28 protein-coding genes and 2 pseudogenes are annotated in these 26661 nt (G+C 49.4%); 21 read left to right on the top strand and 9 right to left on the bottom strand.

What is annotated here, in order from left to right; all coding sequences use genetic code 11:
• Positions 1 to 118: 118 nt before the first annotated feature.
• The gene (locus QJ036_RS03145; RefSeq protein ID WP_283229987.1) at positions 119 to 1150 is read right to left on the bottom strand and encodes a LacI family DNA-binding transcriptional regulator; all 1032 of its coding nucleotides are present in this window, start codon (positions 1148 to 1150) and stop codon (positions 119 to 121) included.
• A gap of 291 nt (positions 1151 to 1441) precedes the next feature.
• On the opposite strand from QJ036_RS03145, the gene QJ036_RS03140 reads away from it, so the two are divergent.
• From QJ036_RS03140 to QJ036_RS03105, 8 genes are read left to right on the top strand one after another with little or no spacing between them, the layout of a single operon-like run.
• Complete coding sequence (locus QJ036_RS03140; RefSeq protein WP_283229986.1) at positions 1442 to 2695, top strand: ABC transporter substrate-binding protein; 1254 nt, start codon at positions 1442 to 1444, stop codon at positions 2693 to 2695.
• 58 nt (positions 2696 to 2753) lie between these two features.
• The gene (locus tag QJ036_RS03135) at positions 2754 to 3620 is read left to right on the top strand and encodes a branched-chain amino acid ABC transporter permease (protein WP_283229985.1); all 867 of its coding nucleotides are present in this window, start codon (positions 2754 to 2756) and stop codon (positions 3618 to 3620) included.
• Complete coding sequence (locus QJ036_RS03130; protein ID WP_283229984.1) at positions 3621 to 4613, top strand: branched-chain amino acid ABC transporter permease; 993 nt, start codon at positions 3621 to 3623, stop codon at positions 4611 to 4613.
• Complete coding sequence (locus QJ036_RS03125) at positions 4567 to 5331, top strand: ABC transporter ATP-binding protein (protein ID WP_283229983.1); 765 nt, start codon at positions 4567 to 4569, stop codon at positions 5329 to 5331. The genes QJ036_RS03130 and QJ036_RS03125 overlap by 47 nt, the downstream gene beginning before the upstream one ends.
• On the top strand, positions 5318 to 6052 hold the full coding sequence (locus tag QJ036_RS03120) for an ABC transporter ATP-binding protein (RefSeq protein ID WP_283229982.1): 735 nt from the start codon (positions 5318 to 5320) through the stop codon (positions 6050 to 6052). The genes QJ036_RS03125 and QJ036_RS03120 overlap by 14 nt, the downstream gene beginning before the upstream one ends.
• 2 nt (positions 6053 to 6054) lie before the next feature.
• Positions 6055 to 6507, top strand: a complete 453-nt coding sequence (locus QJ036_RS03115) for an RpiB/LacA/LacB family sugar-phosphate isomerase (protein ID WP_283229981.1) — start codon at positions 6055 to 6057, stop codon at positions 6505 to 6507.
• A 7-nt stretch (positions 6508 to 6514) separates the two neighbouring features.
• Positions 6515 to 7285: an amidohydrolase family protein gene (locus tag QJ036_RS03110; RefSeq protein WP_283229980.1), complete on the top strand. Its 771-nt coding sequence runs from the start codon at positions 6515 to 6517 to the stop codon at positions 7283 to 7285.
• A 21-nt stretch (positions 7286 to 7306) separates the two neighbouring features.
• Positions 7307 to 8236 carry an AEC family transporter gene (locus tag QJ036_RS03105; RefSeq protein ID WP_283229979.1) on the top strand — a complete coding sequence of 310 codons (930 nt, stop codon included), beginning with the start codon at positions 7307 to 7309 and terminating at the stop codon, positions 8234 to 8236.
• 102 nt (positions 8237 to 8338) lie between these two features.
• On the opposite strand, the gene QJ036_RS03100 is transcribed toward QJ036_RS03105, so the two are convergent.
• A complete protein-coding gene (locus QJ036_RS03100; protein WP_283229978.1) occupies positions 8339 to 9337 on the bottom strand; it encodes an aldose 1-epimerase family protein in 999 nt (332 codons plus the stop codon).
• Positions 9338 to 9521: 184 nt separating this feature from the next.
• Here QJ036_RS03100 and QJ036_RS03095 point away from each other — a divergent pair, with 184 nt between their 5' ends.
• From QJ036_RS03095 to QJ036_RS14310, 5 genes and pseudogenes are all read left to right on the top strand, one after another.
• Entirely contained in the window at positions 9522 to 11558 is a 2037-nt protein-coding gene (locus tag QJ036_RS03095) for a DHH family phosphoesterase (RefSeq protein ID WP_283229977.1), read from the top strand.
• 1 nt (position 11559) lies between these two features.
• Positions 11560 to 12006, top strand: coding sequence for a 50S ribosomal protein L9 (rplI, locus tag QJ036_RS03090; RefSeq protein ID WP_283229976.1), 447 nt, complete (start codon positions 11560 to 11562; stop codon positions 12004 to 12006).
• A gap of 6 nt (positions 12007 to 12012) precedes the next feature.
• Positions 12013 to 13344 carry a replicative DNA helicase gene (dnaB, locus tag QJ036_RS03085; protein WP_283229975.1) on the top strand — a complete coding sequence of 444 codons (1332 nt, stop codon included), beginning with the start codon at positions 12013 to 12015 and terminating at the stop codon, positions 13342 to 13344.
• A gap of 19 nt (positions 13345 to 13363) precedes the next feature.
• Positions 13364 to 13975 carry a flavin reductase family protein gene (locus QJ036_RS03080; protein ID WP_283229974.1) on the top strand — a complete coding sequence of 204 codons (612 nt, stop codon included), beginning with the start codon at positions 13364 to 13366 and terminating at the stop codon, positions 13973 to 13975.
• A gap of 86 nt (positions 13976 to 14061) precedes the next feature.
• Positions 14062 to 14275 (top strand): annotated as a pseudogene (locus QJ036_RS14310) (helix-turn-helix domain-containing protein); the annotation flags it as partial.
• Positions 14276 to 14991: 716 nt separating this feature from the next.
• Here the strand turns inward: QJ036_RS14310 and QJ036_RS03070 are convergent.
• On the bottom strand, positions 14992 to 15981 hold the full coding sequence (locus QJ036_RS03070; protein ID WP_283229971.1) for a 2-hydroxyacid dehydrogenase: 990 nt from the start codon (positions 15979 to 15981) through the stop codon (positions 14992 to 14994).
• A 119-nt stretch (positions 15982 to 16100) separates the two neighbouring features.
• Positions 16101 to 16271, bottom strand: a complete 171-nt coding sequence (locus QJ036_RS03065; protein ID WP_283229970.1) for a DUF362 domain-containing protein — start codon at positions 16269 to 16271, stop codon at positions 16101 to 16103.
• Positions 16272 to 16476: 205 nt separating this feature from the next.
• Between QJ036_RS03065 and QJ036_RS03060 the strand changes: the two genes are divergently transcribed.
• A complete protein-coding gene (locus QJ036_RS03060) occupies positions 16477 to 16686 on the top strand; it encodes a DUF1858 domain-containing protein (RefSeq protein WP_283229969.1) in 210 nt (69 codons plus the stop codon).
• 66 nt (positions 16687 to 16752) lie between these two features.
• Here the strand turns inward: QJ036_RS03060 and QJ036_RS03055 are convergent, their stop codons facing one another.
• Complete coding sequence (locus tag QJ036_RS03055; RefSeq protein ID WP_283229968.1) at positions 16753 to 17436, bottom strand: adaptor protein MecA; 684 nt, start codon at positions 17434 to 17436, stop codon at positions 16753 to 16755.
• A gap of 222 nt (positions 17437 to 17658) precedes the next feature.
• On the opposite strand from QJ036_RS03055, the gene QJ036_RS03050 reads away from it, so the two are divergent.
• Together QJ036_RS03050 and QJ036_RS03045 are read left to right on the top strand one after the other, a co-directional pair.
• Complete coding sequence (locus QJ036_RS03050; RefSeq protein ID WP_283229967.1) at positions 17659 to 17913, top strand: hypothetical protein; 255 nt, start codon at positions 17659 to 17661, stop codon at positions 17911 to 17913.
• 183 nt (positions 17914 to 18096) lie between these two features.
• Positions 18097 to 19938, top strand: a complete 1842-nt coding sequence (locus tag QJ036_RS03045) for a glycosyl hydrolase family 18 protein (RefSeq protein ID WP_283229966.1) — start codon at positions 18097 to 18099, stop codon at positions 19936 to 19938.
• A 15-nt stretch (positions 19939 to 19953) separates the two neighbouring features.
• Here QJ036_RS03045 and QJ036_RS03040 read toward each other — a convergent pair.
• Both QJ036_RS03040 and QJ036_RS03035 read right to left on the bottom strand, forming a co-directional pair.
• A pseudogene (locus QJ036_RS03040) lies at positions 19954 to 20820 on the bottom strand (nucleoside recognition domain-containing protein); the annotation flags it as partial.
• On the bottom strand, positions 20718 to 21725 hold the full coding sequence (locus QJ036_RS03035) for a recombinase family protein (RefSeq protein WP_283229965.1): 1008 nt from the start codon (positions 21723 to 21725) through the stop codon (positions 20718 to 20720). The pseudogene QJ036_RS03040 and the gene QJ036_RS03035, both read right to left, overlap by 103 nt.
• 147 nt (positions 21726 to 21872) lie before the next feature.
• Between QJ036_RS03035 and QJ036_RS03030 the strand changes: the two genes are divergently transcribed.
• Positions 21873 to 22514 carry a 4'-phosphopantetheinyl transferase family protein gene (locus QJ036_RS03030; RefSeq protein ID WP_283229964.1) on the top strand — a complete coding sequence of 214 codons (642 nt, stop codon included), beginning with the start codon at positions 21873 to 21875 and terminating at the stop codon, positions 22512 to 22514.
• Here QJ036_RS03030 and QJ036_RS03025 read toward each other — a convergent pair.
• Entirely contained in the window at positions 22471 to 23487 is a 1017-nt protein-coding gene (locus QJ036_RS03025) for a FeoB small GTPase domain-containing protein (RefSeq protein WP_283229963.1), read from the bottom strand. The two genes, QJ036_RS03030 and QJ036_RS03025, sit on opposite strands and share 44 nt — an antisense overlap.
• 3 nt (positions 23488 to 23490) lie before the next feature.
• Positions 23491 to 23739, bottom strand: a complete 249-nt coding sequence (locus QJ036_RS03020) for a FeoA family protein (protein WP_283229962.1) — start codon at positions 23737 to 23739, stop codon at positions 23491 to 23493.
• Between the two features lie 346 nt (positions 23740 to 24085).
• On the opposite strand from QJ036_RS03020, the gene QJ036_RS03015 reads away from it, so the two are divergent.
• The 4 genes from QJ036_RS03015 to QJ036_RS03000 form a co-directional block, all read left to right on the top strand.
• Complete coding sequence (locus tag QJ036_RS03015) at positions 24086 to 24949, top strand: ketose-bisphosphate aldolase (protein WP_283229961.1); 864 nt, start codon at positions 24086 to 24088, stop codon at positions 24947 to 24949.
• A gap of 386 nt (positions 24950 to 25335) precedes the next feature.
• The gene (locus QJ036_RS03010) at positions 25336 to 25737 is read left to right on the top strand and encodes a Fur family transcriptional regulator (RefSeq protein ID WP_283229960.1); all 402 of its coding nucleotides are present in this window, start codon (positions 25336 to 25338) and stop codon (positions 25735 to 25737) included.
• A gap of 63 nt (positions 25738 to 25800) precedes the next feature.
• Entirely contained in the window at positions 25801 to 26367 is a 567-nt protein-coding gene (locus QJ036_RS03005) for a 6-pyruvoyl trahydropterin synthase family protein (protein WP_283229959.1), read from the top strand.
• A 188-nt stretch (positions 26368 to 26555) separates the two neighbouring features.
• On the top strand, positions 26556 to 26661 hold a 106-nt coding region (locus tag QJ036_RS03000), incomplete at its 3' end, for a transposase (RefSeq protein WP_283230140.1).

Here is a 26661-nt window from a genome sequence, read left to right as displayed (position 1 = left end):
AAATGCAAAAATTGAAAAGGAGCCCAGCTAGGCATCAGAATTAATCGTCTGCCTAAGCCGGGCTTCTTTTAATGCTCCGGTTGAATGAGCCGACGTTCAATGATAGAATCTGAGAAAATTATTCGTTTTCAGCCGGCAATTTACGAATGGCGTTGCCATCAATGATTTTGGGCATAAATACGACCTCACGGTTCCGGATTGGATCGTCAGAACGGATTCGATCCAGAAGCATCTGCCCGATTCGGGAACCGAGAGCCCAGGTGTCGGGAAGTGCACAAGAAGGATTTACATAAAAAAGATCCACTAAGTTTACGTTGCAAGGGGAAGCTACAGAAAGCTGATCCGGAATGGCAACCCCCTTTTCCTGACAATAACGGAGCAGGCCGATACAGGTTTCATTGTGGCCGGAAATAATGGCAGTAGGCGGCTCGGGGAGAGAAAGCAGAATGGAAGCGGCATGATAACCGAACTGGGAATCATGGGGACCTTCCGCCATATAAGGATAAGTGCTATCAATTTCCATGCCGATTTCCTTCATGGCCCGTTTGAAATTGCGGAAGCGTTCATAGGCAGAACTGATGGAAAGGGGGCCGGAAATTATTCCGATTTTCCGATGATTATTTCTTATGAGCTGCATGGTCATCTCATAGGTACTGTTTCCGAAATCTGCATCGACAAAATCGCCCTGAAAGGAGGGGTCGCTTATCCGTCTGTGAACCAGAACTATGGGAATTTTCTGGCTGAGCTCAACAATAAAGTCATCATTGCTTCCGCAGCTGTTCAGGATAATACCGTCAACATTTCGCTCATACAGCATGGTCAGATAATTCTTTTCGATTTCGCTGTCATTGAAACAGTTGCAGATGAACAGAGTATAGCCAAATTCTTTTATGATTTGGATGATCGCCTGGGCGATCTGACTGTAGTATTCATTAGTGCTGTCGGCGATCAGAAAGGCGATGGTTTTGGAGGTCTGACATTTCAATTCTCTGGCGGCACGATTTGGGTAATAGTTGAAGGCCTGAATGGCGTTCCGGACCCGTTCTTCTGCTTTGGGGGATACGTTCGAGTGATTATTAATTACACGGGATACGGTGGCAACAGAAACGCCGGCCTGATTGGCAATGTCTCTTATGGTAATATTTTTCATAAATACCTCCATTTGGTTTCTGTAATAAAAAATATTATAATATAAAACTTTTCTAAAAGCAATCAATAATATAATATCTATATGATAACGTTTACAAAATGATAAATCCATAACGCAATATAGACAAATATTCGTCACATAAATGTACATAATTGCTAATTATAAAAAGATAAAAAAATATTTTATTGACAAATATCACATCTGGTTATAAAATTTAAAATGTAAACGGTTACACAGATGATAAAAATATGGTAACGCCGGATTACAAAATACAATATGGGAGGTATTTCTATGAAAAAAGCAGTAGCATTGTTGTTGGCTGTGTTCCTCGCGGTGGGACTTGTGGGGTGTGGTTCCGGTAAGGAAGAAGCGAAAGAAACTGCGGCAAAAACAGAAGCAGCAAAGGAAACACAGGCAAAAGAAACAGAAGGGGACAAAGAAGCAGATGGAGAGTCGGAAGTGTCCGGAGATCCTATTAAAATCGGTCTGACTACAGTTTTGACCGGTGACCGCGCTCTGGAGGGACAGTATGCATCCAATGCGGTAAAGATTATCGAAGAGGAGATCAACAGCGCAGGCGGTGTGCTGGGACGCCCGATTGAGGTTGTTATCGAGGATGCACTCGGTACAGATGTCGGAGCAGTAAATGCTTACAGGAAACTGGCTGCGGATGATGATATTGTTGCAATAATCGGACCGGACAGTTCCAATGATGGTATGGCTCAGGCACCCTCCGCCCTGGAATTTAGCATTCTGACGACTGCACAGGGATCTTCTCCTACGCTGAGGGATATGTGCAATAATGATAATAAATGGCTGTTCCAGCTTCGGGCCTGTGATGAAACTCTCTGCAAAGCACTGATTAAATATGCAGTTGAAGATCTGGGATTAAAGAGTTTTGCGATTCTTCATGATACAGAGACTTCTTCCTCTGACCAGGCAAGATTATTTACAGAGGCTCTTGCTGATTACGGCATTGAACCTATGGTAACGGTTCCGTTTACTACAGGAACGAAGGATTTCTCCTCTCAGATCGCCCAGGTGCAGAATTCGGGTGCAGAGGCTATCATCGGAGCAGCCTTCCAGACAGAAGCGGCGATCCTGGTTACTCAGATCCGGTCCATGGGAATTGAAGCTCCGATTTTAGGCTCCAATGCTTTTGCTGATCCGGTAACCATTCAGCTGGCTGGCGATGCCACTGATGATGTTTACTGCGCGTCTGCATGGGTTCCGAATACCCCCAATGAGAAGGGCAATGCTTTTGCAAAGAAATATCAGGAGCTTTATGGTGAGGAGTGCGGTAAGGCTGCAGCTCAGATTTACGACCATATTTCTATCATCTGTGAGGCAATTGAACGTGCAGGAACAACTGACAGAGCAGCGGTAAGAGATGCGATGAATACCATTGACAGCTATCCGGGTGCGATTACGACCTACGACTGCCGGACCAACGGAGACTGCGGACGCGGCGGCCTGCTTGTAAGAGTGAAAGACCAGAAGGCGGAAATTATTGCAGAAATTACGTCGGAAAAGGTAATCGAATAGCAGACAGAGGATGGGGAGCGGATCAAGCTCCCCATTAGTATAGAAAGGCGGAAGAACTATGAATCTACAATTATTGATTTCCGGAATGTCAATGGGAATCGTGTATGGCCTGATTGCGATGGGAATGGTTCTGATTTTTCGTTCGGTGGGAATCATGAATTTCGCCCAGGGTGAGTTTTTGATGTTCGGCGGATATTTCTGCTATACCTTCAACCAGATCCTGCATCTGCCAATCGTGGTTTCACTGCTCCTTGCGTCTTTGTCCATGGGAGTGGTCGGTGTTCTTTTCATGAGAAGCTCTTACTGGCCGCTGAGAAATGCCCAGGCTAAGGCTATCATTGTCAGCGCCATGGGAGCATCCATCGCTTTTAAGGAAGGAGCCAGACTGATTTGGGGATCTATTCCGGTCAGTATGGACCGTGTAGTGGAAGGAACCGTGAAAATAGGAACAGCCTCGGTTCAGTGGCAGCATATTGCGATTATTGTTGTATCGGCAGTAATTATGATTTTAGTATATATCCTTCTTGAGAAAACCTTTATTGGAAATATGATGCAGGCCACGGCACAGGATCAGTATATGGCTTCTCTCACAGGAATCCCGGTTATTTTTTCCATTGGTCTGACCTTTGCACTATCTGCAATGATTACAGGCGTGGGTGGAGGACTTTTGGCTCCCATATTCTTTCTTAACAACGTGATGGGTGGCACAGCCGGTGCAAAGGCTTTTGCGGCTATTGTCATCGGAGGATTCGGAAGTGTACCAGGTGCGATTATCGGAGGCCTAATCGTCGGACTTGTAGAGGCTTTTGGAGGAGCATATATATCCAGCACATATCAGCTGGTTCTGATCTATGTGGTACTCATTGCGATTTTGATGATTCGGCCTCAGGGAATCTTTGGCGAAAAAATACAGGAGAAAGCGTAGGTGACGGCATTGGTTGAAGGATTGAAATCCATAAAGAAGCCTTTTTTAATTACGATCCTGATCGTACTGATTCTTGGCAGCGGGCTTCCATTTGTGACCTCCAGTTATATGCTGAGGGTTTTGAATATTGCCATGATTGCGTATCTTTGTGTGCTCAGCGTGTATGTACTCCTTGGAATGTGCGGGCAGAATTCTTTTGCCCAAGCAGGGCTTTGGGGGGTGGGAGCTTACCTGACGGCCAATATGACATTAAAACTGGGCGTCAGTTCTGTCCCCGCCATGATAGTGGCCATTGCAGGAACGGCGCTCTTAGCTTTTATTCTTGGTTTTGCGTTTTTCAGGCTGAGGCAGTATTATTTTACTTTTGCGACCATTGGTCTCATGACGATTTTAAATGGTCTGTTCATGAACTGGACACCTGTGACTGGAGGAGCCCTTGGCATATCAGATATTCCGCCGTTTCAGCTTTTCGGTTTCACTGCTGATAACGAGACAGCAAAATTTTTCATTATTTTTCTGGTATGTCTGATTGTAAATGTTATCATCAAGGTATTGTTCCATTCTCCTCTGGGAAGATCCTTTATGGCGATACGGGATAACGAGCTGGCAGCAGATTGTCTGGGTGTCAACAGTCTCCTCACAAAGAGCATAGCCTTTGCTATTTCGGGGGCATTATGCGGAGCAGCCGGAGCTCTGTATGCGTTTTTATCCGGCTATCTGAGCTATCAGACCTTTACTTATCAGCAGTCCACCATGTATTTGATCATGATCATGCTGGGAGGAACGATTTCTCCGGCCGGAGCCATTATTGGAACTCTGATTATTTCGCTTCTTCAGGAATGGGTACGGCCTTTACAGAATTATATGCAGTTTATTTATGGAATCGGAATCATGATTCTGATGATTATTCAGCCGGAAGGCATTTTGGGAGGAGGAAAAGCGCTCTATGAAAAATATATCAAACCCAGAAAACGCAGTCCTAAGGCTGAATGATGTCTGCAAGAATTTTGGCGGTGTTGTAGCAGCCGATGAGATCTGTCTGGAAATGTACCCGGGTGAAGTGTTCGGGCTGATCGGTCCCAATGGGGCGGGTAAAACTACACTGCTCAATCTGATCACAGGAATCTATATGCCCGACCGGGGAACGGTGGTCCTTGGAAATAAGAATATTTCAAAGCAGCCTACTTATAAGCGGGCGCGGGCGGGAATTGCAAGAACCTTTCAGCATCCCAGACTTTTGGGGAGATGTGACATCAAAACCAATATTTATATGGGAGTGGATCTGGCAAACAAAAGAAAAAAGAAGAGCGGGCAGGTGGACAATGAACTGGCGGTCCTGATGAAAACTGCCGGTCTGGAGACAGTGAATCTGAAGGATACAGTGGATAAGCTTTCCTATGGACAGCAGAAACTCCTGGAAATTATCCGCGCAATCCTGTGCGAACCCAGTGTAATGCTCCTGGATGAACCGGCTGCCGGACTGAATAACCGGGAGACAGAATATGTGGGAGCACTTATTCAGGCGGCAGTCGGCAAAAATATCGCGGTACTTCTCATTGAGCACGCCATGGATTTTGTTATGAGCATCTGTGACCGGATTACGGTGCTCAATTTCGGACATCAGATCATGACCGGGACACCGAAAGAGGTTCAGGAGAATGAGGCGGTCATCAAAGCTTATCTGGGAGGTGGAAATCATGCTGGACGTTAAGGGACTGCATTCTTTTTACGGAACCATTGAGGCGCTCCACGGCGTGGAGATTGAGGTGAATGACAGGGAGATCGTTGCCCTTATCGGAAGCAATGGGGCGGGAAAGACGACACTGCTCAATTCCATCTCCGGTCACGTGACGAAAACGGGAAGTATCCACTTTCAGGGGAAGGATATCACAAAGTTGGCACCGCATAAAATATCCAGAAGCAGTCTGCTTCAGGTTCCGGAAGGGCACCATGTGTTTCCGGGACTTACTGTGGAGCAGAATCTGCTGGTGGGAACTACTGCCGAAAAGGGTATCCGCCTGCGAGCGGGGGATAACAGAGAGCTTTTGGATATGGTTTATGAAATATTTCCCAGGTTGTTGGAGAGAAGAAAGCAGCTGGCCTGGTCATTATCCGGCGGAGAGCAGCAGATGCTGGCCATCGGCAGAGCACTCATGGGCAAGCCAAAGCTTCTTATGCTGGATGAGCCCTCTATGGGGCTGGCTCCTTTGATTATTGACGAACTTTTCGAGAAGATCGTGGAAATCAATAAAAATGGAACGCCGGTGCTTTTGGTTGAGCAGAATGCCCACCTGGCACTGAGCGTATCAGAACGTGCTTATATAATGGAGCGAGGAAATATTACTCTGTCCGGAAAGTCGGCGGATCTTCTTCATGACAGTCGGGTGACAGAGGCGTATCTTGGAAAACAGAAAAAAGAACAGGAGAATTGAGTATGATTATATCGGTTGGAAGTGATCATGCAGGCTACAATTTGAAAAAGGTAATGATACCGTATATTGAATCGTTGGGGCATACGGTAATCGACAATGGAAACAATGGGCCTGATGATCTGGTTTATTTCCCGGATATGGCAAAAAAGGTATGTGCGCCTATTCTGGAAGGAAAGGCAGAGCGGGGGGTGATGTTCTGCGGTACCGGAGTGGGGGCATCGGTTGCCTGCAATAAGATTCCGGGGATTCGTGCATCTATCGTCCATGATTATCACTGTGCTCATCAGTGTGTCGAACATGACCATGTGAATGTGATGTGTATTGGAGAGAAAATAGTTGGAGAATGGCTGGCACCTGATCTTCTGAAGGCGTTTTTTGAGGCAAAGGGAAATACTGATGAGAGAACGAAGCATGTGATCCGGTTGCTGGATGAGATGGATAAAGGATATAAATAAGGAGAAAATGATGGAGAAAAAGTATTTCGTTTTAGATGCAGATACCCACATGTCTCCCTATAAAAATTTTGACGGAAGTATAGGGGCAGAGCAATGGGAAAAGATTATGGAAGCGGCCGGAATCGATAAAGCTCTGGTATGGCTTCTGCCTCAGGGAGTGGAGGATGTATCAGAGAGCAATGCCTATATTTATGAAGCTTCCCGGGTGAATTCCCGTATGGTACCTTTCGGATGGGCGAATATTGGAGAAGGAGTGGAGAAAGCCAAAGAAGATGCCCGCAAATGCCTTGAGGAATACGGCTTCTGTGGAGTAAAACTTAACGGAGCACAGAACGAGTATTATATTGATTCACCGGAAGCGATGGAGGTCATCGACGTGATTGCCAGGCTTGGCGGGATGCTTGCATTTCATATTGGGGCTGATTATCCGGAGTTTACGGATCCCAGACGGGCAGCAGCTGCAGCTTCCAGATATCCGGAGATGCCGATCCTGATGGTGCATATGGGAGGGGCCGGGGAACCGGATGTCAGCGATCGCGTCATTGAGACAGCAAAGGATTATTCCAATATGTATTTGATAGGAAGCGCCATAGGCGTGGATAAGGTCAAACGGGCTATTGACCTCTTAGGAGCAGATCGTGTTCTGTTTGGTTCGGATACTCCCTTTTATAATGTAGAAAAGGTTAAGGCGGCCTATCTGGAGATGCTGTCTGCTTATGGAGAGGAAACAACGGAAAAGGTAATGGGACTCAATGCGAAGCGGTTGTTTGGACTGTGATCCTGAAAAGAGGAGAGTAAAATGAATCTGGCTTTGCTGCTGATGAAACAGATCGGCGTAATGTTTGTCCTGATTGGTTTTGGATTTATAGCAGTGAAATGTGGTATAGTTTCCAGAGAGGACAGCAAGGGAATTTCAAAGCTGGCGCTCTATGTGATCGTACCCTGCATTCTGGTGAATTCCTTTCAGATCGAATTTACGAAAGACACTTTCCGGGGACTTCTGATTGCCTTCGGAGCGAGTCTGGCGGTGAATGTTCTCTATCTGATTCTGACCTGGCTTTTGAACAGAAAGCTTTCGATGAGCGTCATTGAGAGGGCTTCGTTGATCTATCCAAATGCAGGAAATCTCATTATTCCGCTGGTAAGTGCTGTCCTTGGGGAAGAGATGATCATTTACTGCAGTGCATATATTGTCACACAGAATCTGTTTATCTGGACCCATGGAAAGTTTATGATAAGCGGAGAAAAACAACTGTCCTTAAGAAAGCTTTTTTTAAACAGCAGTATGCTGGCAATTCTTGCGGGAATTGTGATGGCTGTGACGGGGCTGAGACTGCCCTCAGTTCTGGAGGAGGCTGTTTCGTCTGCAGGAAAGGCCATCGCGCCTGTCAGTATGTTTGTCACTGGAATCATCATCGGAAGCATGCGCTTTTCTGAGGCTTTTAGAAGGCTCCGGGTGTATGCCGTTTGCTTTGGAAGACTTATCGTTTATCCGATGATTGTGGCTTTTCTTATGTGGTTCAGTAACATTTGGGGCATGGTGCCGGGCTCAAAGGATATACTCTTTGTGGTTTTTTTAGCCAGTGCTGCACCGTCGGCGTCTAATATCGTCCAGTTTGCCCAGGTGTATGAAAAAGATGAGCAGAACGCAGGGCTTATCAATGTGATGTCTACCCTTCTGTGCATAATTACGATGCCGCTTTGCGTTCTTGTTTATCAGATGCTTTAAAAGGAGGCTGTCTTATGTAAAAGAAGTCTCTGCTCCACAGATGTTTATTCTCCTGTGGAACAGAGACTTTCTTTCTGCTTTCTGCATATGGGAGCAGGAATGTTATTCTGCCGCTTCCCAGTCAGCCTCGTTGTCGAAGAGCTCTACTTCCAGCTCGAAGTGGCGGACCTCACCGGGTTTGATGAACTGCAGAGTACCGTTTTTGCGAAGCTCTGCGCGGCCCTCCAGCTTGCTGATGCAGGGCTCCAGACCGAGAACATAATCGCGCTCGCCCATCATTTTCCATTCGGTCATGTAAGGGATCTGCTTTTCGTCCCAGCGGATGGCCAGTCCGACGCCGGCGTCGGGATTGAAGATCTTGGCGCAGGGCTTGTGATCTTCAAATTCATGGTAATAGCACTGCTCCTGGAAATTGGGAATGGGAGCCAGCATCTTATCCCAGGTGTCCAGATCCCTGGCGGCGTGTTCGTCACGGGGAATCACATGCTTGGAGGAAACGGCGACTCTTGCCTTTTCGCTGAGGAGAGGATACCCCATATTCATATGATAGAGCAGCATGAAGGGCTCATCTGCGGAACCTTCATTTTTGACAGTATCGGAGATGGTAAGCTTATTGCTGCCGTATTCGCAGGAGATCGTTCTGTTTAAGATAAGCTTCTGCTTGAAGATCTCAGCATCGGTTATTTTCGCATGAAGCTCAATTTTTCCATCCTCCTCGGTGTAATAGATCCGATCGGCAGGCGTATTGGAAATGGTGCCGTGCAAAGGGCAGGGCACGTCGCCGTCCACGCTGGGAGTACCGATGGACTGAAGGCCGCAGGTGGTGAGGAAGCCGCAGTTGAAGGACTTCAAAAACCCAAAGCCCGGCTCGTCATAGTAAGCGGGAGCCACATAGCCTGCGGAACCCATATAGTTCATATTCACACCCTTGAAGGAAATACGGGAAATGTCGGCGGCACGGTCAGCGGAAACTGTAAATTCCAGGCCGCTTCCGTTGCGGACCTGAAAAAGCCGCATGCCGTCACCCTTACCACCCACCAGTCGGTGCTCCTCCACTCCGTAAAACTGAGTATCGTGTCCGTAATAGCTTCTGTTCACCATAGTAGAAAAACCCTCCTTGCCTTCTATAAAAGACTTTCTGTTATTCATTGTTTCTATTATAATGCCGGGGAGGCAGCAGGTCAATGGAAAATCCGTCGGTTCAGAGAGTGAAATTCTTGTAAAGAAGCTCTATTAATGGTATAATAGAGCCAAGATGGCCTTTCTGCCATTTAAGGAGAAGCCTATGAAAAATGATATGAAGCTGAAAGGGTGGCTGCAGGGATTCCTGGGCTGGCCGTTATATATGGGGATTCTGGTCATCGCCATTACTGCGGTGGCGTATATTTTTGATGTGAGAGCAGGACTCATCTGCACGATACCGGCAGTGATCTATCTGGTGATCGCCCTGTGGTTTTATTTTGCAAAGCGCCCCATGGTCATGAGAGAGCTTCTTTTGTTCGCGGTCAATCACGCGCAGATACAGAAGCAGCTTCTGTCTGATCTGGACGTTCCCTATGCGCTCCTGGACGAGCAGGGAAAGATCCTCTGGGTCAACAATGCTTTTGCGGCTGTTGTGCGGAGGGATAAGAGCCTGAGGAAGAAGATCACCGATCTGTTCCCGGAGGTGGGGGAGAGGCCCTTTACCCCCTTTGACGAGGAAGTGGCCTTTGATGTTTCCTATGAAAACCGGTATTACCGGCTCCATCTGAAAAACATATATATGTCCGGCGACGAGGTCTCCGAGGAGGAAAACGGCTTCCAGGTGGGGCTCATTGCCGCATATCTCTTTGATGAAACGGAGAAGATCGAGTTTCAGAGAGAGATTGAGAATCAGAAGCTGGTGGCAGGACTCATCTATCTGGACAATTATGAGGAGGCGCTGGAGAGTATTGAGGAGGTACGCCGTTCTCTTTTGAGCGCCCTGATCGACCGGAAGATCAATAAGTATATTACCAGCATCGGCGGTATTGTAAAGAAGATCGAAAAGGATAAATATTTCATTGTGATCAAAAACCAGTATATGGAGACTCTGACGGCCGCCAGATTTTCCCTCCTGGAGGATGTGAAGACGGTCAATATCGGCAATGACATGGCAGTGACGCTTTCCATCGGCCTGGGTATGGGAGGAGGAAGCTATATCCAGAATTATGAGTATGCCAGAACTGCCATTGACATGGCCCTCGGCCGCGGCGGCGATCAGGCGGTGGTCAAGGATGGCGAGACCATCAGCTATTACGGCGGCAAGTCCCAGTCTCAGGAAAAGAACACCCGGGTCAAGGCCCGTGTGAAGGCCCATGCGCTCAGAGAACTGGTGGAGACCAGGGAGCAGGTGTTCATTATGGGACACAAGATCGGAGATATGGATTCCCTGGGAGCAGGTATCGGTATATACCGGGCCTGCAGCGCTCTGAATAAAAATGCCCATATTGTTCTGGATGATATCACCACCTCTGTCCGGCCGATTCTGGAGCGGTTTATGAACAATCCGGACTATCCCGAGGATATGTTCATCCGCGGCGACCGGGCTGTTGAGATGGCGGACAGCAATTCTCTTCTTGTTGTGGTTGATGTGAACAGACCCAACTTTACGGAGTGTTCTCCTCTGCTGGAGATGATTCCCACCATTGTGGTGCTTGATCATCACCGTCAGACGAGAGAGAGCATCACCAATGCGGTGCTTTCCTATGTGGAGCCCTATGCGTCTTCCACCTGTGAGATGGTGGCGGAGATCCTTCAGTATATGGGGGACAATATCCGTATCCGTCAGGCGGAGGCAGATGCCATGTACGCCGGTATCGTCATTGATACCAACAATTTCATGAACAAGACAGGTGTCCGCACCTTTGAGGCAGCGGCCTTCCTTCGCAGGAACGGTGCGGATGTGACGAGAGTGCGGAAGATCTTCCGCGACAGCATGTCCGATTATAAGGCAAAGGCGGAGGCGGTTCGCCATGCGGAGGTCTTCGAGGATGCCTTTGCCATCAGCATCTGCCCGGCTGATGGCGTGGAAAGCCCTACCATTATCGGGGCGCAGGCAGCAAATGAGCTTCTTAACATTGTGGGAATCAAAGCATCGATCGTTCTCACAGAGTATCAGAATAAAATATACATCAGTGCCCGTTCCATTGACGAGGTAAATGTGCAGCTGATCATGGAAAAGCTGGGAGGCGGCGGACATATGAGTGTTGCCGGTGCACAGCTCAAGGGCTGTACCATTGAACAGGGCGTGGAGCGGGTAAAGGCGACTATCAAAAAAATGCTGGATGAAGGAGAGTTGTAATATGGAAGTTGTATTATTGGAGGATGTTAAGTCCCTGGGTAAAAAAGGACAGATCGTAAAGGTAAACGACGGATATGCAAGGAATTATATCCTGCCCAAGAAGCTGGGAGTGGAGGCAAACGCCAAAAATCTCAATGATCTGAAGCTTCAGCAGGCTCACGCTGACAAGGTGGCGGCTGAGCAGCTTCAGGCAGCAAAAGAGTTTGCCGCTGTGATCGCTGAGAGCACGGTGGAGCTCAAGGTAAAATCTGGAGAAGGCGGCAAGGTATTCGGCTCCGTATCCTCCAAGGAGATCGCGGCAGCGGCAAAGGAGCAGTACGGCATGGAGCTGGATAAAAAGAAGCTGCAGATCCAGGAACCCATCAAGACCCTGGGAACCCATGAGGTGCTGGTGAAGCTTCACCGGGAAGTGACAGCGAAGCTTCGTGTTCATGTGACGGAGGCATAGAAAGCCATGGATGAGGCGGTAATCAAGCGTATACTGCCCCATAGCATTGAGGCGGAGCAGTCAGTGATAGGCTCCATGCTCATGGACCGGGATGCAATCATCACGGCCACGGAAATTATTCACAGCGATGACTTCTATGACAGGCGCTATGGCGTGATGTTTGAGGCCATGGTGGAGCTGTATACGGAAGGCAAGCCGGTGGATCTGGTGACTCTTCAGGACCGTCTTCGGGAGAAGGATGTGCCGCCGGAGATCAGCAGTCTGGAATTTGTGCGGGATCTGATCACGGCAGTACCGACGTCGGCCAATGCCAGACAGTATGCGAGGATTGTGTATGAGAAGGCGGTGCTCAGACGGCTCATTAAGGTCAATGAGGAGATTGCCGATGAATGTTATGGCGGTAAAGAGCAGTTAGACACCATTCTTGAAGAGACGGAAAAGAAGATTTTTGATCTTTTAAAGGACAGAAGCGGCGGAGATTTTACGCCGATCCGTCAGATTGCGTTAAACACGCTGGAAAAAATTGAGAAAGCTTCCCGCAACAAGAGTGCGATCACGGGAATTCCCACCGGCTTTACGGATCTGGATTACCGGCTCTCCGGTCTGCAGCCGTCGGATCTGATCCTGGTGGCGGCACGTCCTTCCATGGGAAAGACAGCCTTCGTTTTAAATATCGCTCAGTATGTGGCGCTTAGAAAGAATTACACGACGGCTATTTTCAGTCTGGAAATGTCCAAGGAGCAGCTGATGAACCGTCTTTTTGCAATGGAGTCCAGGGTGGATTCCCAGGCACTGCGGACAGGAAACCTGTCGGATTCCGACTGGGACAAGCTGGTGGAAAGTGTTGGGATCATCGGCAATTCCAAGCTGATCATCGACGATACTCCCGGTATTACGGTTTCGGAGCTTCGATCCAAGTGCAGAAAATTCAAGCTGGAATTTGGCCTTGATCTGATCATCATCGACTATCTGCAGCTCATGTCGGGTGGCAAACGGGCCTCTGATAACCGGCAGCAGGAGATTTCGGATATTTCCCGTTCTTTAAAGGCACTGGCCAGAGAGGTGGGGGCTCCGGTGATTGCCCTGTCTCAGCTGTCCCGTGCGGTGGAAAGCCGGAATGACAAACGGCCCATGCTTTCAGACCTTCGTGAATCGGGAGCCATTGAGCAGGATGCCGATGTGGTCATGTTCATATACCGGGATGATTATTATCACAAGGATACAGAAAATCCCAATATTGCGGAGATCATCATTGCCAAGCAGAGGAACGGCCCCACGGGGACGGTGAATCTGGTCTGGCTGCCGGACTATACAAAGTTTGTCAATATGGAAAAATAGAAGAAAAGCGGAGAGCGCAATGGCAAAGGAAATATGGAAACCTGGAAATTTTATTTATCCGGTTCCGGCAGTTTTAGTGAGCTGCCAGGACAAAGAGGGGAATCAGAATCTGTTTACGGCGGCGTGGACAGGGACTGTCTGTACAAACCCTCCCATGGCCTATGTTTCTGTACGGCCGGAGCGCTACTCCTATCACATGCTCCGGGAGACCGGGGTATTTGTCATTAATCTGACCACCCAGTCCATGGTTCGGGCGGTGGATTTCTGTGGTGTAAAAAGCGGCAGAAATGTGGATAAGTGGAAGGAGACGGGCCTTACTCCGGGGACGGCAGTCTCCGTGGAGGCTCCCATTGTTATGGAAAGCCCGGTCAATGTGGAATGCCGGGTGGTGGAGGTGAAAGAGCTGGGGTCCCATCATATGTTTCTGTCAAAGGTGGAGGCCATTCAGGTGGACGGCGCCTTTCTGGATGAAAAGGGCCGCTTCTGTTTTGACAAAGCAAAGCCCATGGCCTATTCCCATGGAGCCTATTGCGGTCTTTCCGAGGCGCTAGGAACTTTTGGCTACAGTATTCGGAAAAAGTCGACAAAGTCAGGAAAAAAACAGAAAAAAACCGGCAGGAAACCGGTTTAAAGCCATTGCAAACCGGCATAATTTTGATATAATGGGCTTATCGCGGGCGAAAGCTTTGCATCAATTGAAAACGGAAAGGAGTTTTCTTGAAGTTGACCCATTATTTGATTTCGGAGGCGTCCAAAAAGCTTCAGGTGGAGGCCCATGTGTTACGATATTGGGAGGAAGAGTTAAAGTTAGAGATACCCAGGAACGAGTTGGGACATCGTTACTATACGGAGAAGCAGATCGCGCTGTTTCAGAGGATAAAAGAATTAAAGGAACTTGGATACCAGCTGAAGGCCATCAAAACCAGCCTGCGGGAAGAGAGCAGGAAAGAGGAGGCAGATAAGGCTGGATTTTTATTGGAAAAGAACCGGTTTAAGGTGTTGGATGGAACTGCCGGAGCTGCTTCGGAGGAGGCACCTCCGGAACCGGCAGAGGAACAGAATGGGCAGAAGGTCATGAGTCAGGAGCAGGAAGAGGGGACAAGCTGCGAGAGTAAGCCTTTTGGCCGTGAGAAGGAACAGGAGGAAGCTGTCCGGTGGGAAAACGAGGCGGAACAGGAGCGCGTGTTTGGTGAAGCGGCCGGTGACAGTCAAATCCGGGGAGAAGTGACGGCTCTGCAGAGAACTGAAAAAGACCACGGCACGCTTGCGGCTTCAACGGAAAAAATGGAGCAGTTCCAGGCAATTATGACGGATGTGCTGGCGGAAGCCCTGCGCAGAAATCAAAACGCCCTGAGTCAGGAGATGGGAGGAGAGATCTCAGAAAAGGTTCTCAGGGAGATGAATGATCTGATGCGGGACCGGGAAGACAGGGAGGAGGAGCGGTACCGCAGGCTGGATGAGACCATCCGGGCCTGCCAGCGGGTCCAGAAGCAGAAGAGTGAGGCTGCTGCTACCAGGATATCCATGAAGGGAATCAAAAAGAACCGGATGTGGTGGGGAAAAAAGAAAGAAAAGTAAAGAAAAGTAAAGAAAAGCCGTCCGACGGCAGTTTCCTGTGACAGGTCACTGACGGGGACGGCTTTGCCATTATTTCACCAGATTGTACTCCGGAATCGTTCCGGCCTCGAAATCCCTCGCGTTGGAAAGAGTGGTGCAGGCAATGGCCTTCAGCGCCTCCTCGGTGAAGAAGCCCTGGTGGGAGGTGATGATCACATTGGGGAAGGAAAGAAGCCTTGCCGTGGTGGAATGCTCCAGAATCTCATCGGAGCGGTCTTCAAATACGTTGGGCGTCTCCTCCTCGTATACATCAAGTCCCACGCCGAAGAATTTATGGGCGCGGATCCCAAGGATCAGATCGTCGGTTTTGATCAGGCCTCCGCGGGAGGTATTGATCAGAATGACGCCGTCCTTCATTTTCGCAATGGTATCCTTGTTGATCAGATGGTAGGTGCTGTCCATGAGCGGGCAGTGAAGGGAGATCAGATCACTGGATGCCAGAAGCTCATCAAGCTCCACATAGGTCACAAAGTCCAGAGCAGGATTTTTGTATACATCGTAAGCCAGAACCTTCATGCCAAAGCCGTGGCAGATCCTGGCCATGGCAGCACCGATCTTTCCGGTACCGATGATGCCGGCTGTTTTTTGATGAAAATTGTACCCCATGAGGCCGGCGAGACTGAAATTGTTTTCCCTCACTTTGATGTAGGCTTTGTGGAGATGACGGTTGACAGCCAGGGCGAGAGCCATGGCATGCTCGGCAACTGCCTCCGGGGAATAGCCGGGAACGCGGAGAATGGTCATACCGTACTTTTTGGCGGTTTCCAGATCAATGTTGTTGAAGCCGGCACACCGCATGAGCAGAAGCCGGACGCTGCAGTCATGAAGCACATCAAGGGTCTCTTTTCCAAGATCGGAGCTTACGAAAGCGCAGATGGCATCATAGCCCTTTGCAAGTGCAGCGGTTTTGGGAGAAATGTCGGTTTTCAGGTAATCAACAGTGATTTCGGGAAAATCGGGAAGGGCAAGGTTGAAGGTTTCCTTGTCATAAACTTTTGTGTCATAAAACAGGATTTTCATGTTGCTGCCTCCTTTTGTAAATATTGATGCTAGTATGATACAGGAACAGAGAATGTATACAAAAAAGAAACAGCCGACTGAGGTCGGCTGCTTCTATGTACTCGGTCAGTGCTGTCTGATTATTCAGCAGAAATAGCGCCTGTGGGGCATACAGCTTCACAGGAACCACAATCTACGCACTCATCAGCGTTGATCTCGTACTTGCCGTCGCCTTCAGTGATTGCGGAAACGGGGCACTCATCAGCGCAGGTACCGCAAGCTACACATTCATCAGAAATTACGTGTGCCATAATGAAATCCTCCTTCTGTGATATAAAAGTAAAAATTACTGCTTGTGTGTATTGTAATACATGGAAGATAGAATTTCAAGTCCAAAATTCAATGCAATCGGAGAGAATGACGGGGTTGCAATGTCACAGAAAATAGTTTATAATTTTCATTACAGTCGGTGATACCCACCGGAAGTATTTTAAAGATAATCAGGAGGAATTCGTCATGGCTCAGGTGACAAAGGATACGTTGATCGGCGAGGCAATTCGTATGGACCAGGGAATTATTCCCATTCTCATGGGAGCAGGCATGCACTGCATCGGCTGCCCCTCCGCACAGGGCGAGTCTCTGGCAGAGGCTGCCATGGTACATGGCATTGATCCCGATGCGCTGGTAAATGCAGTGAATGAATATCTGGCTGCAAAGGCACAGTAAGAACGTTTAGGAAAAACAGGAAAAGCTCAGGCACATCAGCCTGAGCTTTTTTTCTGGAAAACAGATTCAGATATTCTGCAGGATCTGCAGTGCCAGCCCGTCGATGATCAGCTCAAAGTGCTCCTGATAATAGGCTTCGCTGGCGTAAGTACCCTTCACACGGGAACCGAATTCCGAGAGGGTGTTGAGGACTCTGGCAAAGTCGTCTTCGCTGTAGCCCTGACGGCTGATGACCAGAAAATACTCTCCGCTTAAAGGGCTCCGGTACAGGGAATTGTGTCCGTCAAAGGTATCTCCCAGGACCTGGGAAGCCTGAGTGACGGCATCCAGGGAACGGAAGGAGAAAATCCGAAGTCTGTCGGCTCCGGTGTCCTTTGACTCCGATGCCGCTGCCGGGGCAGCGGGAGCGGCCGCACCCTCCAGAAGGGGAGCCGGTATTTCTTCCTGGGGGTCTTCCTCGGACGGAGGTGCGAATTTGGCGAAGCGGGTATCCAGCTCCTCAGGATCCTCCACCTTGGTAATGATCAGCATGATGCTGTCGCCGGAAAGGGGAATCGCCTCCACCATCAGCGGATTGTCTTCGGCCTCAAAGCCGAAGTCATTGAAGGCCTGCTGCATCATTTCACGGAACAGGTTGCGGGCCTTGGTACTTCCGTAGGCCAGCTCTCCCAGATTCAGATGCCGGTCCGTCAGATCGCTGCTGTTTAAGGTGCAGCGGATCTGATTGTCATTGATCTTCTCTATTTTCAATAGTAATCACTTCCTCGTCTTAAGCTTGAGCAAAAATTGCGGTTGGAATTAGTATAAACAATAAGGGCGCAGATGTAAAGTGGGATTTTTTTACGATTTATCCCTTGAAAAAATCCATAGAGTATACTATCATAAAAAAGAAGCAGTCTCTCATTCTTTTCAGTATGCCCGGTCGGGCAGATTTTTCCCATGGAAATTACAATCAAATACAGGAGAAGGTTTATGAAAAAGAAAAAATTTACAAAAGAGGAACGCGTGCGTTACGATACTCTTTTGAAGCAGATGAAGCACTACGAAAAACGCGGTGTGGAGATCACCCTGTCCGGCGAGGAGTGTTCCCTGGAGGAGATTGCCTCGGCCTGTGCAGTGAGGGAACACGGCTGCTACATGGGGGATTACATCTGGGATGAAACAGGTAAGCTCAAAGAAATACGATACGATAGAATCGGCGCAGATGCCAAAAGGAATCAATCTTAATTACAGCTGAGCGGAAACGCTTCCTTTCTCACACATTTTAATTCTTAATATTCTCTGATTTTTTTCACAATTTTTACCCCCTTGTCGAAAATATGCTATACTGTATCCAGAAGTCTGTCCTGCGCTGTGCGGGGAACATGCCGCCGTCTGCAGGAGAAATTTGAGGATAATGAGGTTACAGATATGGCAGAGCTTCGCAGAACATCAGACAGAACGGTGCGTAAGCCGTCGTCGGACCGCAGACAGCGTTCGGCTTCTGAGAAAAGAAACAAGAAAAAAAGATCGCCGGCAGGAATCGTGCTCCTTGTATGCCTGTTGGCGGCAGTCGCAGCCTGTGCCTTTGTGGCTTACCGCAGATGGGGGCCCGGAACCGCGTGGGCGGATTATGCGGCTCTGTACGGGGAAGGCGCCGATGGCACAGTCGTTTTCTGCAACGGGCTTCAGGAGGAAGGGCTGACGGCTGTCCGAGAGGGCAGGACTTACCTGTCGGAGGAGCTGGCTGCCGGAGCGGACGGCAAGTGGTATTACAGTGATGAGGGACTGCTTCTCTATTCGCTGGCAAATGAGACGCTTGCCATTGCACCGTCCTCCCACACCTATACCATGAGTGGTCAGACTGTGGATGTGGGATACGAGATCTGCTATGAGGAAAACGGAACTCTGTATATAGCGGTTGATTTTATGGCGTCCTTTGCCGGAATCAGGATGACGGAATTTTCTTCCGACGAAGAGAAGGACCTTCCGGCAAGAGTGTTTATTGATGGTGGAGACGGCATGTATGAACAGGCAGAGGCCTCGGGAAAAACGGCCGTCCGGGTCCTGGCAGGGATAAAAAGTCCGATCCTGACAAAGACAAAAAAGGGAGATACGCTGATCATTATGGACAGCGTGGATGACTGGACCAGGGTGCGGACCGCCGACGGTTTTGTGGGATATCTGAAGACAAAATATCTGAAAAACCGTACAGAATATGAGCTTAAGCCGGAGGTATCTCTTCCGGAATATACCTCTGTAAGGCTTGATGAGAAGGTCTGTCTGGCCTGGCATCAGGTGTTTTTCGCTGCCGACAACGCAGAGCTTTCCTGGTATCTGGAAGGAACGGAGGGCTTAAATGTACTGTCTCCAACCTGGTTTTCTGTGGCGGACAATCAGGGAAACCTGAATTCACTGGCAGACAGCTCCTATGTGGCTGAGGCACATAAAAGAGGACTACAGGTCTGGGCGCTCATTGATGATTTTGACAGTAATGTGGATGTGCTCACTCTTCTCTCCTCAACGGAGGCCAGAAATCATATGGTCAGCCAGCTGATGCAGGCAGCAGCGGATTATGATCTGGACGGGATCAATGTGGATTTTGAGGGGATCAAGTCAGAAAGCGCGCCCCATTTTCTGCAGTTTATCCGGGAACTCTCCATTGCCTGCCGCCAGGCGGGAAAGGTGCTCTCCATCGACAATTATGTTCCGGCAGGGGGAAGAAGCTGGTATAATCTGCGGGAACAGGGGCAGGTGGCTGATTACGTGATCATCATGGGCTACGATGAGCATTATAAGGGCTGCTGCGCAGGTACCAATGCATCCATCGGGTTTTCTGAGCAGGGAATCGTCTCCACATTAGATTACGTTCCGGCGGAGAAGATCATCAATGGACTGCCCTTCTTCATGCGGGTATGGCAGGAGACGCCGGAGGAGCATGCATCTTCCGATGCAGTGCTTTACGATGATGGATTGTCGGTTTATGAGGGCAGATATGCAAGAGACTCCAGGGCTGTCGGTATGGACGAGGCAAAGCAGCTGCTCGCAGACCACGGCGTGACACCGGAATGGCAGGAGCAGCTGGGACAGTATTACGGCCAGTATGAGGAGGATGGTTCCACCTGGCGTATCTGGCTGGAGGAGGAGAAATCCATCAGACTCAAACTGGAAAAGGTAGAACAGTACAACATTGCCGGAGCCGCCTTCTGGAAGCTGGGGCTGGAATCCTCAGAGGTATGGCCGGTGATTGGACAGTGGAAGGACGAGCCTTAAAGGAATCCGGTCGGATCAGGCTGCTCCAAGGAGCCTTACGACGGAAGTAAATACAATACAGGCAACAATACCAAAGACCGTGGGCAGAAGGACGGCGGCAGCCGTCCACCGGATGCTCCCGGTCTCCTTTTTTATGGTCAGGCAGGTGGTGGAGCAGGGCCAGTGCATCAGGGAAAACAGAATCATGGAAACTGCCGTGGCCCAGGTCCAGCCGTGGGAGGTCAGGAGGCTGTGAAGGGAGGACAGGTTTCCCGCCTCCACTAAAGTCCCGGCGGACAGATAACTCATAAGGATAATGGGGAGGACGATCTCATTGGCGGGAAAGCCCAGGATAAAGGCCAAAAGGATCACACCGTCCAGTCCCATCAGCCGGCCGAAGGGATCAAGGAAATCGGAAGCGTAGGAAAGCAGGGAAATTCCTTCTATCCGGACGTTGGCAATGAGCCAGATGACCAGACCGGCAGGAACGGCAATCATGACGGCGCGGCCAAGTACAAACAGAGTGCGGTCCAGAACAGAGCGGAGCAGCACCTTTTTGATCTGGGGCTTCCGGTACGGCGGCATTTCCAGTATGAAGGAGGAAGTTCTACCTTTTAACACAGTGGCTGACAGGAGCCGGGAGGCGGCAAAAGTTATGATAATGGCAAAGGCGATGATCAGAGTCAGGATCAGAGCTCCGGCAATACCGCCCAGAAGGCCGCCGGCCGCTCCGGTGAAAAACATGGAGATCAGGGCGATAAGCGTCGGGAAACGGCCGTTGCAGGGCACAAAGGTGTTGGTCAGAATGGCGACGAGCCGTTCCCGTGGGGAATGGATAATCCGGCAGCCGGTGACTCCAACGGCGTTGCATCCGAGCCCCATACACATGGAGAGGGCCTGCCGCCATCGGGAAGGGAACGGCAGCGGCGGCTATCCAGCAATTCTCCGGCTCTTTCAAAGAGAGCCTTATCGATCAGCGGCTCATGGGTGTGCTCCACCACGATCCAGCTTTCCGGAGGATTGGCTATGGTAAGGGAGGATTTGAAGGAGACCTTTCGGGATTTTCCCTGAACCATATGTCCGAGATAAACAGGGTTTCGCAGGATTTTGATGACGGTACGGGCGGACCAGGAACCGGACCTCTCTTTTCCGGTGCGGTATGCGGAAGGCGTGGGAAGGGCCAGACGGCTGAGTGCAGCTGCGATTTGGGAAGGGGAGCTCCCTTCCCCGGCAGCTTCGAAGATTCTCCGGACGATGGCTGCAGCCGGAGGGTCGGGAATCAGCCGGTGCCGGTCTTCCGGACTTTTCCGGTAACCGAAAGGAGCCAGGCTCCCGACGTAGCTTCCCTCCTGCATGCGGACCAGAAAGGCAGAGCGGATCTTGCGGCTGGTATCCCTGGCATACATCTCGTTAACCACATTTTTGAATGGACCGATGTCCGTGTCGGAGGAGGCGGAGTCAAAGCCGTCGTTGACGGCAATGAAACGGACGTGTCTGGAGGGAAAGTAGACTTCCGTATACTGACCGGTCATGATATAATCCCGGCCCAGCCGGGACAGGTCCTTTGTCAGGATCACATTGATCCTGCGGCTTTCGATATCCGCCAGCATGCGGCGGAAGGCGGGACGGTTGAAATTGGTGCCGCTGTAACCGTCGTCCACGTATTCCTCTGTGACGGGAAGCTTCCGGGCTTTCGCATAGGCCAGAAGAAGCTTTCGCTGATTGGTGATGCTGGAGCTTTCGGACCGGTCCTTGTCGTCTTTGGAGAGTCTCATATAGATCCCTGCCGAGGGTGTATTGTGACACATGGGAAAACCTCCTTCAATGGAAAAATATGGAAATGAAAAAAGGTCGTAAATACGGATGGTTATTGCCTTTATCAGCAAAAATAAGTATAATTTATAAGAAGTAAGAAACAGGTGATAATATATGAAGAAAAAAGGAGTTACAGAGGTATGAGCCGGCCGTCAGTTGGCATATTCCTGTTTCCGGCAGACGACAGCAGAAGGCCGGAGGAACGGCTGAGAGCGGCTGCCGAGGCGTCAGGGCTTGTGAGGGAGAACAGTCCGGAGTATATCTGGCATATGGCCAGAGGCATCTATGGAAAGCCGTATTTTCCGGCGCAGCCGGATCTGCATTTTTCCATAAGCCACAGCGGTGACTGGTGGCTCTGTGCCCTTTCGGAAACTCCCATCGGAGTGGATCTGCAGGAGCACACGAAAAACCGTGGGGAAGAGGAGGAAACGGCCGCCGCCAGATACGGCAGAATGGCAGAACGGTTCTTTCATCCTTCGGAGGCCCTCTGGGTCTGCAAAAACCGGTATGAACGGTTTTTTATGGTCTGGGCTGCCAAGGAAAGTTATGTGAAATATACCGGAGAGGGGATCGGAGACAGTTTTGGACAGTTTTCTGTGATACCGGAACGGCCGTTTTCATTATCGGCAGATGGAGAGAGATACTGGACGGCAGCGGGAGTGTGCTTTTGCGAACGGGAATTTCCTCAGGGCTATACCACCTGCATCTGCACCGGAATGCCGGCAGAGTACGCCCTTTTCACATGCACAGGGCCTGCTTTCCGCAGGCAGAGCATTTTTTAAAGTGATGATCCAGGTTGAAGGCTACCCGGGGAAGATAACCAAAATCCTCCAGCAGGGTAAAAAGCGGAAAGAAGATGGCCATGGGCGGAAGCATCACAGAGATCACCCAGGCGGAAACCTTGTAAACGCCAAAAATCAGAATCCCCTCAAGCCAGTCCGGCATACCGGCGAGGCTGGCCAGAGCAAGAAGCTTTGTTTCCAGCCAGGAGGAGGCGCTGCTCAACAGCTGGCTGGGGTAATTGGCTCCGCTTATGGAAAGCCAGAATAAAAAGAAAAGCAGAATCAGCATAAGGAGAGTTCCTGTCACCGGGCCTGTTGCAGCCCGGTCGATGCGGAGATCTCTTTTTCTATATTCCGGGCAGTGATAGACGGTGACCCGGCGGGAAACTTCCGATGCTTTTTTCAGGTAATGCTCCGGAGGGGCTTCGCAGGTTTGCAGGCTTTTGCCGCAGGAGCTTTTGCAGGAGGCAATGCAGGAGAGGAGCCCGGTAAGCCCCTCTTGTCTGGCTGCACTTACAGGAATTACAGGAATCCCCAGAAGCTTCTCAAGCTCCGGAAAATCAATGACAATTCCTTTTTTTCTTGCTTCATCGCAGAGATTGACACAGAGGATCACTCTGGGAGCCAGAGCCATGATCTGAAAAACCAGGCCAAGGCTTCTCTCCAGACTGGTGGCATCACAGACCGCCACGATCACATGGAAGGAGCTGCTTAGGATGGCTTCCCTTGCGACCTCCTCCTCGGGAGAATCACTCTGAAGAGAGTAGGTGCCGGGAAGATCGGTGAGCTCCAGAACGGTGTCTTCGTAACGGCACAGTCCGACGGCGCAGGATACGGTTTTGCCGGTCCAGTTTCCCACATGCTGGTGAAGACCCGTCAGGGCATTGAACAGGGTGCTTTTTCCCACATTGGGGTTTCCGGCCAGGGCAGCCCGGCAGAGTTTTGGAGTTGAGGTGCTGACTTGATCAGCCATTGTTCAGCTCCTCCTTTCGTTGCGGCGGGCGAAGAGCCGGGAAGAGTCCTCTCTTCGCAGTGCGATCATGGTGCCCCGCAGATCGAAGGCAGAGGTTTCCCCTCTTTTTTTTATGAGTACACAGGTCAGCGGGGTGCCGGGCAGGAAACCGAGCTCCTTTAAGCGTCTGGCTGTGGAAACGGTGTCGGAGATGCCTGTGAGAATTGCCTCTTCACCTGGCTTTAGCTGATCGAGGGTAATGACAGAGGACATGAAAGCGCCTCCTTTATGGTGGAAAGGGTCATGTTATTATATGGTATGCGAAGAGACAGCGGGGAGTTACCGGAGAAAATACGATAAATAATTCACAAAAAAAGGAGCTCACATCAGTGCTGTAAAATAAATTTCAGACAATATACAATATAAAATAAAAAAAGCTAACAAATGAAATATTATTTCATGCATTTATACAACCCTCACAATTTGACGAAACCTCATCGTAAAAAATCTCCTAAAATATACAACTAATACTTGACACCGTGACATATTCGATGTACTATGAACACGTAAGGGTATTTATAAAAAATTAACAGAAAAGCAATTCAGGAGGAAGTAAGTTATGTTAATGAACATGAAAGACTTATTGGCAGTAGCTAATGAGCACAACTTTGCTGTTCCCGCATTCAATGTAAGCAGCAACATGATCTTAAAGGGTGTTATGCATACCTGTGAGGAAATGCAGGCACCGGTTATCATCGCTATCCATCCCGATGAGCTGGAGTTCGTTGAGGACAGCTTTGTAAAGGCTGTTATCGAGGAGGCTCATAAGGCAACTGTTCCCGTATGTGTACATCTGGATCACGGCTCAAAGTTTGAGCAGGTTCTTCGTGCAATCCAGGACGGTTTCACTTCCGTTATGATCGATGGTGCTCATCTTTCTCTGGAAGATAACATCGCCATCACCAAGAAGGTTGTAGAGGTTGCTCATCCGGTTAACGTATCCGTAGAGGCAGAGCTTGGTACCATCGGTACTGCTGATGATTACGGTGAGGCTGGTTCCAAGGAGATCATCTACACTGAGGTTGATGATGCTGTGAAATTCATCAAGGAAACTGACATTGACTGCCTGGCTATTGCCATCGGTACTGCTCATGGTCTGTATCCGAAGGACAAGAAGCCGGAACTGGCTCTTGACAGGCTGCAGGAGATCAAGGCTGCCGTCAGCATTCCGCTTGTTCTTCACGGTGGTTCCGGAAATCCCGATGACGAGATCGCAAAATCCGTTAAGCTGGGTGTAAACAAGATCAACATCTCCAGCGATATCAAGGATGCTTTCTATCAGGAGTGCCGCAAGGTTCTTCAGGATCAGGCAATCCGTGAGCCCATGTTCATTTATCCTAAGTGCATCGAGGCTATGAACGAGGTGATCCGTCATAAGATCAACCTGTTTGACGATGCAGACAAGGTTAAGTTCTACAAATAAGAATCCTTTTGAAAAACATCTGTTTACATAATTGATTGTACGACACCCCTGCGGGAATGACGGGTGCTCATAAAACAACAAATCCTCCCTATGATCACACAGCGATCATAGGGAGGATTTGTTTGTATTTGCCTGACAAGTCACAAGGGATAGACGCGTAAGCGTCGCAAGGGAGTGTAGCTCCCTTGACGAAACAAAGTGTCGAAGGACGCACGATACTTACGTCATAAGAGTATAGAAGTGCGCCCTTTTGTTCGGAATGGCTTTGAAGTGGCGGGTAAACTGGAAGTGATTGAGCAGAAAATTCTTCCGGAAAAGAACCTTGACTTTTGATCCTTAATGATATATTATATCATTAAGAAATTTGTATAAATAAGGTGAAGGCTATGGTAAGACGTAATACGATCCAACGCTCCTTAGTTTTGGAGGCGGTGAATCAATTGCACTGCCACGCCACAGCAGATGAGGTTTATGAAGAAATCATCAAGGAGCATCCGACGATCAGCAAGGCAACCGTATATCGAAATCTGAATCTGTTATCTGAAATGGGCGAAATCCGCCGGCTTCAAATTCCAGGGAGCGCCGACCGTTTCGACCATATCAGCCGCAACCACTGCCATGTCAAATGTGAAGTTTGCGGGCGCGTCTTTGATGTAGACATGGATTTTGTCACTGGCCTTGAGAATGGGATCAAGGATACCCATGGATTTGACTTCACCGGTTATGACATCATCTTTCATGGTGTCTGTCCGGAATGCAAGAAACAGCAGGATTCCGTTCAGGAATAAATTCACCTCGGAAAAGGCGCGAAAACGAGCTTTTTCATAAATCAAATTTTTAGGAGGATTATCATGCGAAGCATTACTAAGTTAGACCTGCAGTACGCACACCGATTTTATGGTTTCAAAGGAGAGGCCCAGTATCTGCATGGACATACCGGCGTTCTGACCATCGAAGTTGAGGACACTGTTGAACCGGGCGTGAATATGGTCTTCCCCTGCAACGAAATTCAGAAGACAGCATGGGAGGTTCTGAAGAATTTCGATCATGCTCTGATTCTGCGGGAAGACGATCCGCTGCTGCCTGCAATTCTGAAGGTCTATGAAGAGCAGGGAATCAAGGATGGCGCTCCGACCAACAAGATGAAAGGCCCCGCATTCAAGACCGAACTTGCCACCGCATATCCTGATTGCCGCCTGGTCGTAACGAAAGAGACCATGACCGTCGAGGGCATGATTAAGATCGTCTATGAACTCCTGAAGGACAAGCTGAATATCGCCAAGCTGACTTTCACCAGCGGCGTGAATGCTGCATCCCAGGAATACAAGCCGGAAGGCACGAAGGATCGCTGCCCCCTGTGCGGCATTGCCCTGAACGAAAAAGGTGTATGCCCGAAGTGTGGGTACAAGAAGCAGTAATTCCTATGTACAAAAGCAGAACGCCCGAAGAGTCCGCAGATTCTTCGGGCCTTCTGCTTGTATTGTGTCACAGTAAAAATAAACCCCCTGCTATGCAGGGGGAGGGCAGTTCTTTAGATTAAAGTACTCCTATGCTAGAATAAAAGTAGGTCTGCAAACCACAAATATAAAAGCATAGGAGGTCCAAAATGGACAACAATAGTTTAGCCCATACTAAATGGGAATGCAAGTATCATCTGGTTTTTGCACCAAAATATCGTCGACAGGTAATCTATAAGGATATCAAAGCAGATG

It is taken from the genome of Fusibacillus kribbianus (genome assembly GCF_030053595.1).
Taxonomy (GTDB): domain Bacteria; phylum Bacillota; class Clostridia; order Lachnospirales; family Lachnospiraceae; genus Lientehia; species Lientehia kribbiana.
The sequence above is the reverse complement of the archived record's forward strand: the minus strand, read 5'-3'. Positions and strand labels throughout refer to the sequence as shown.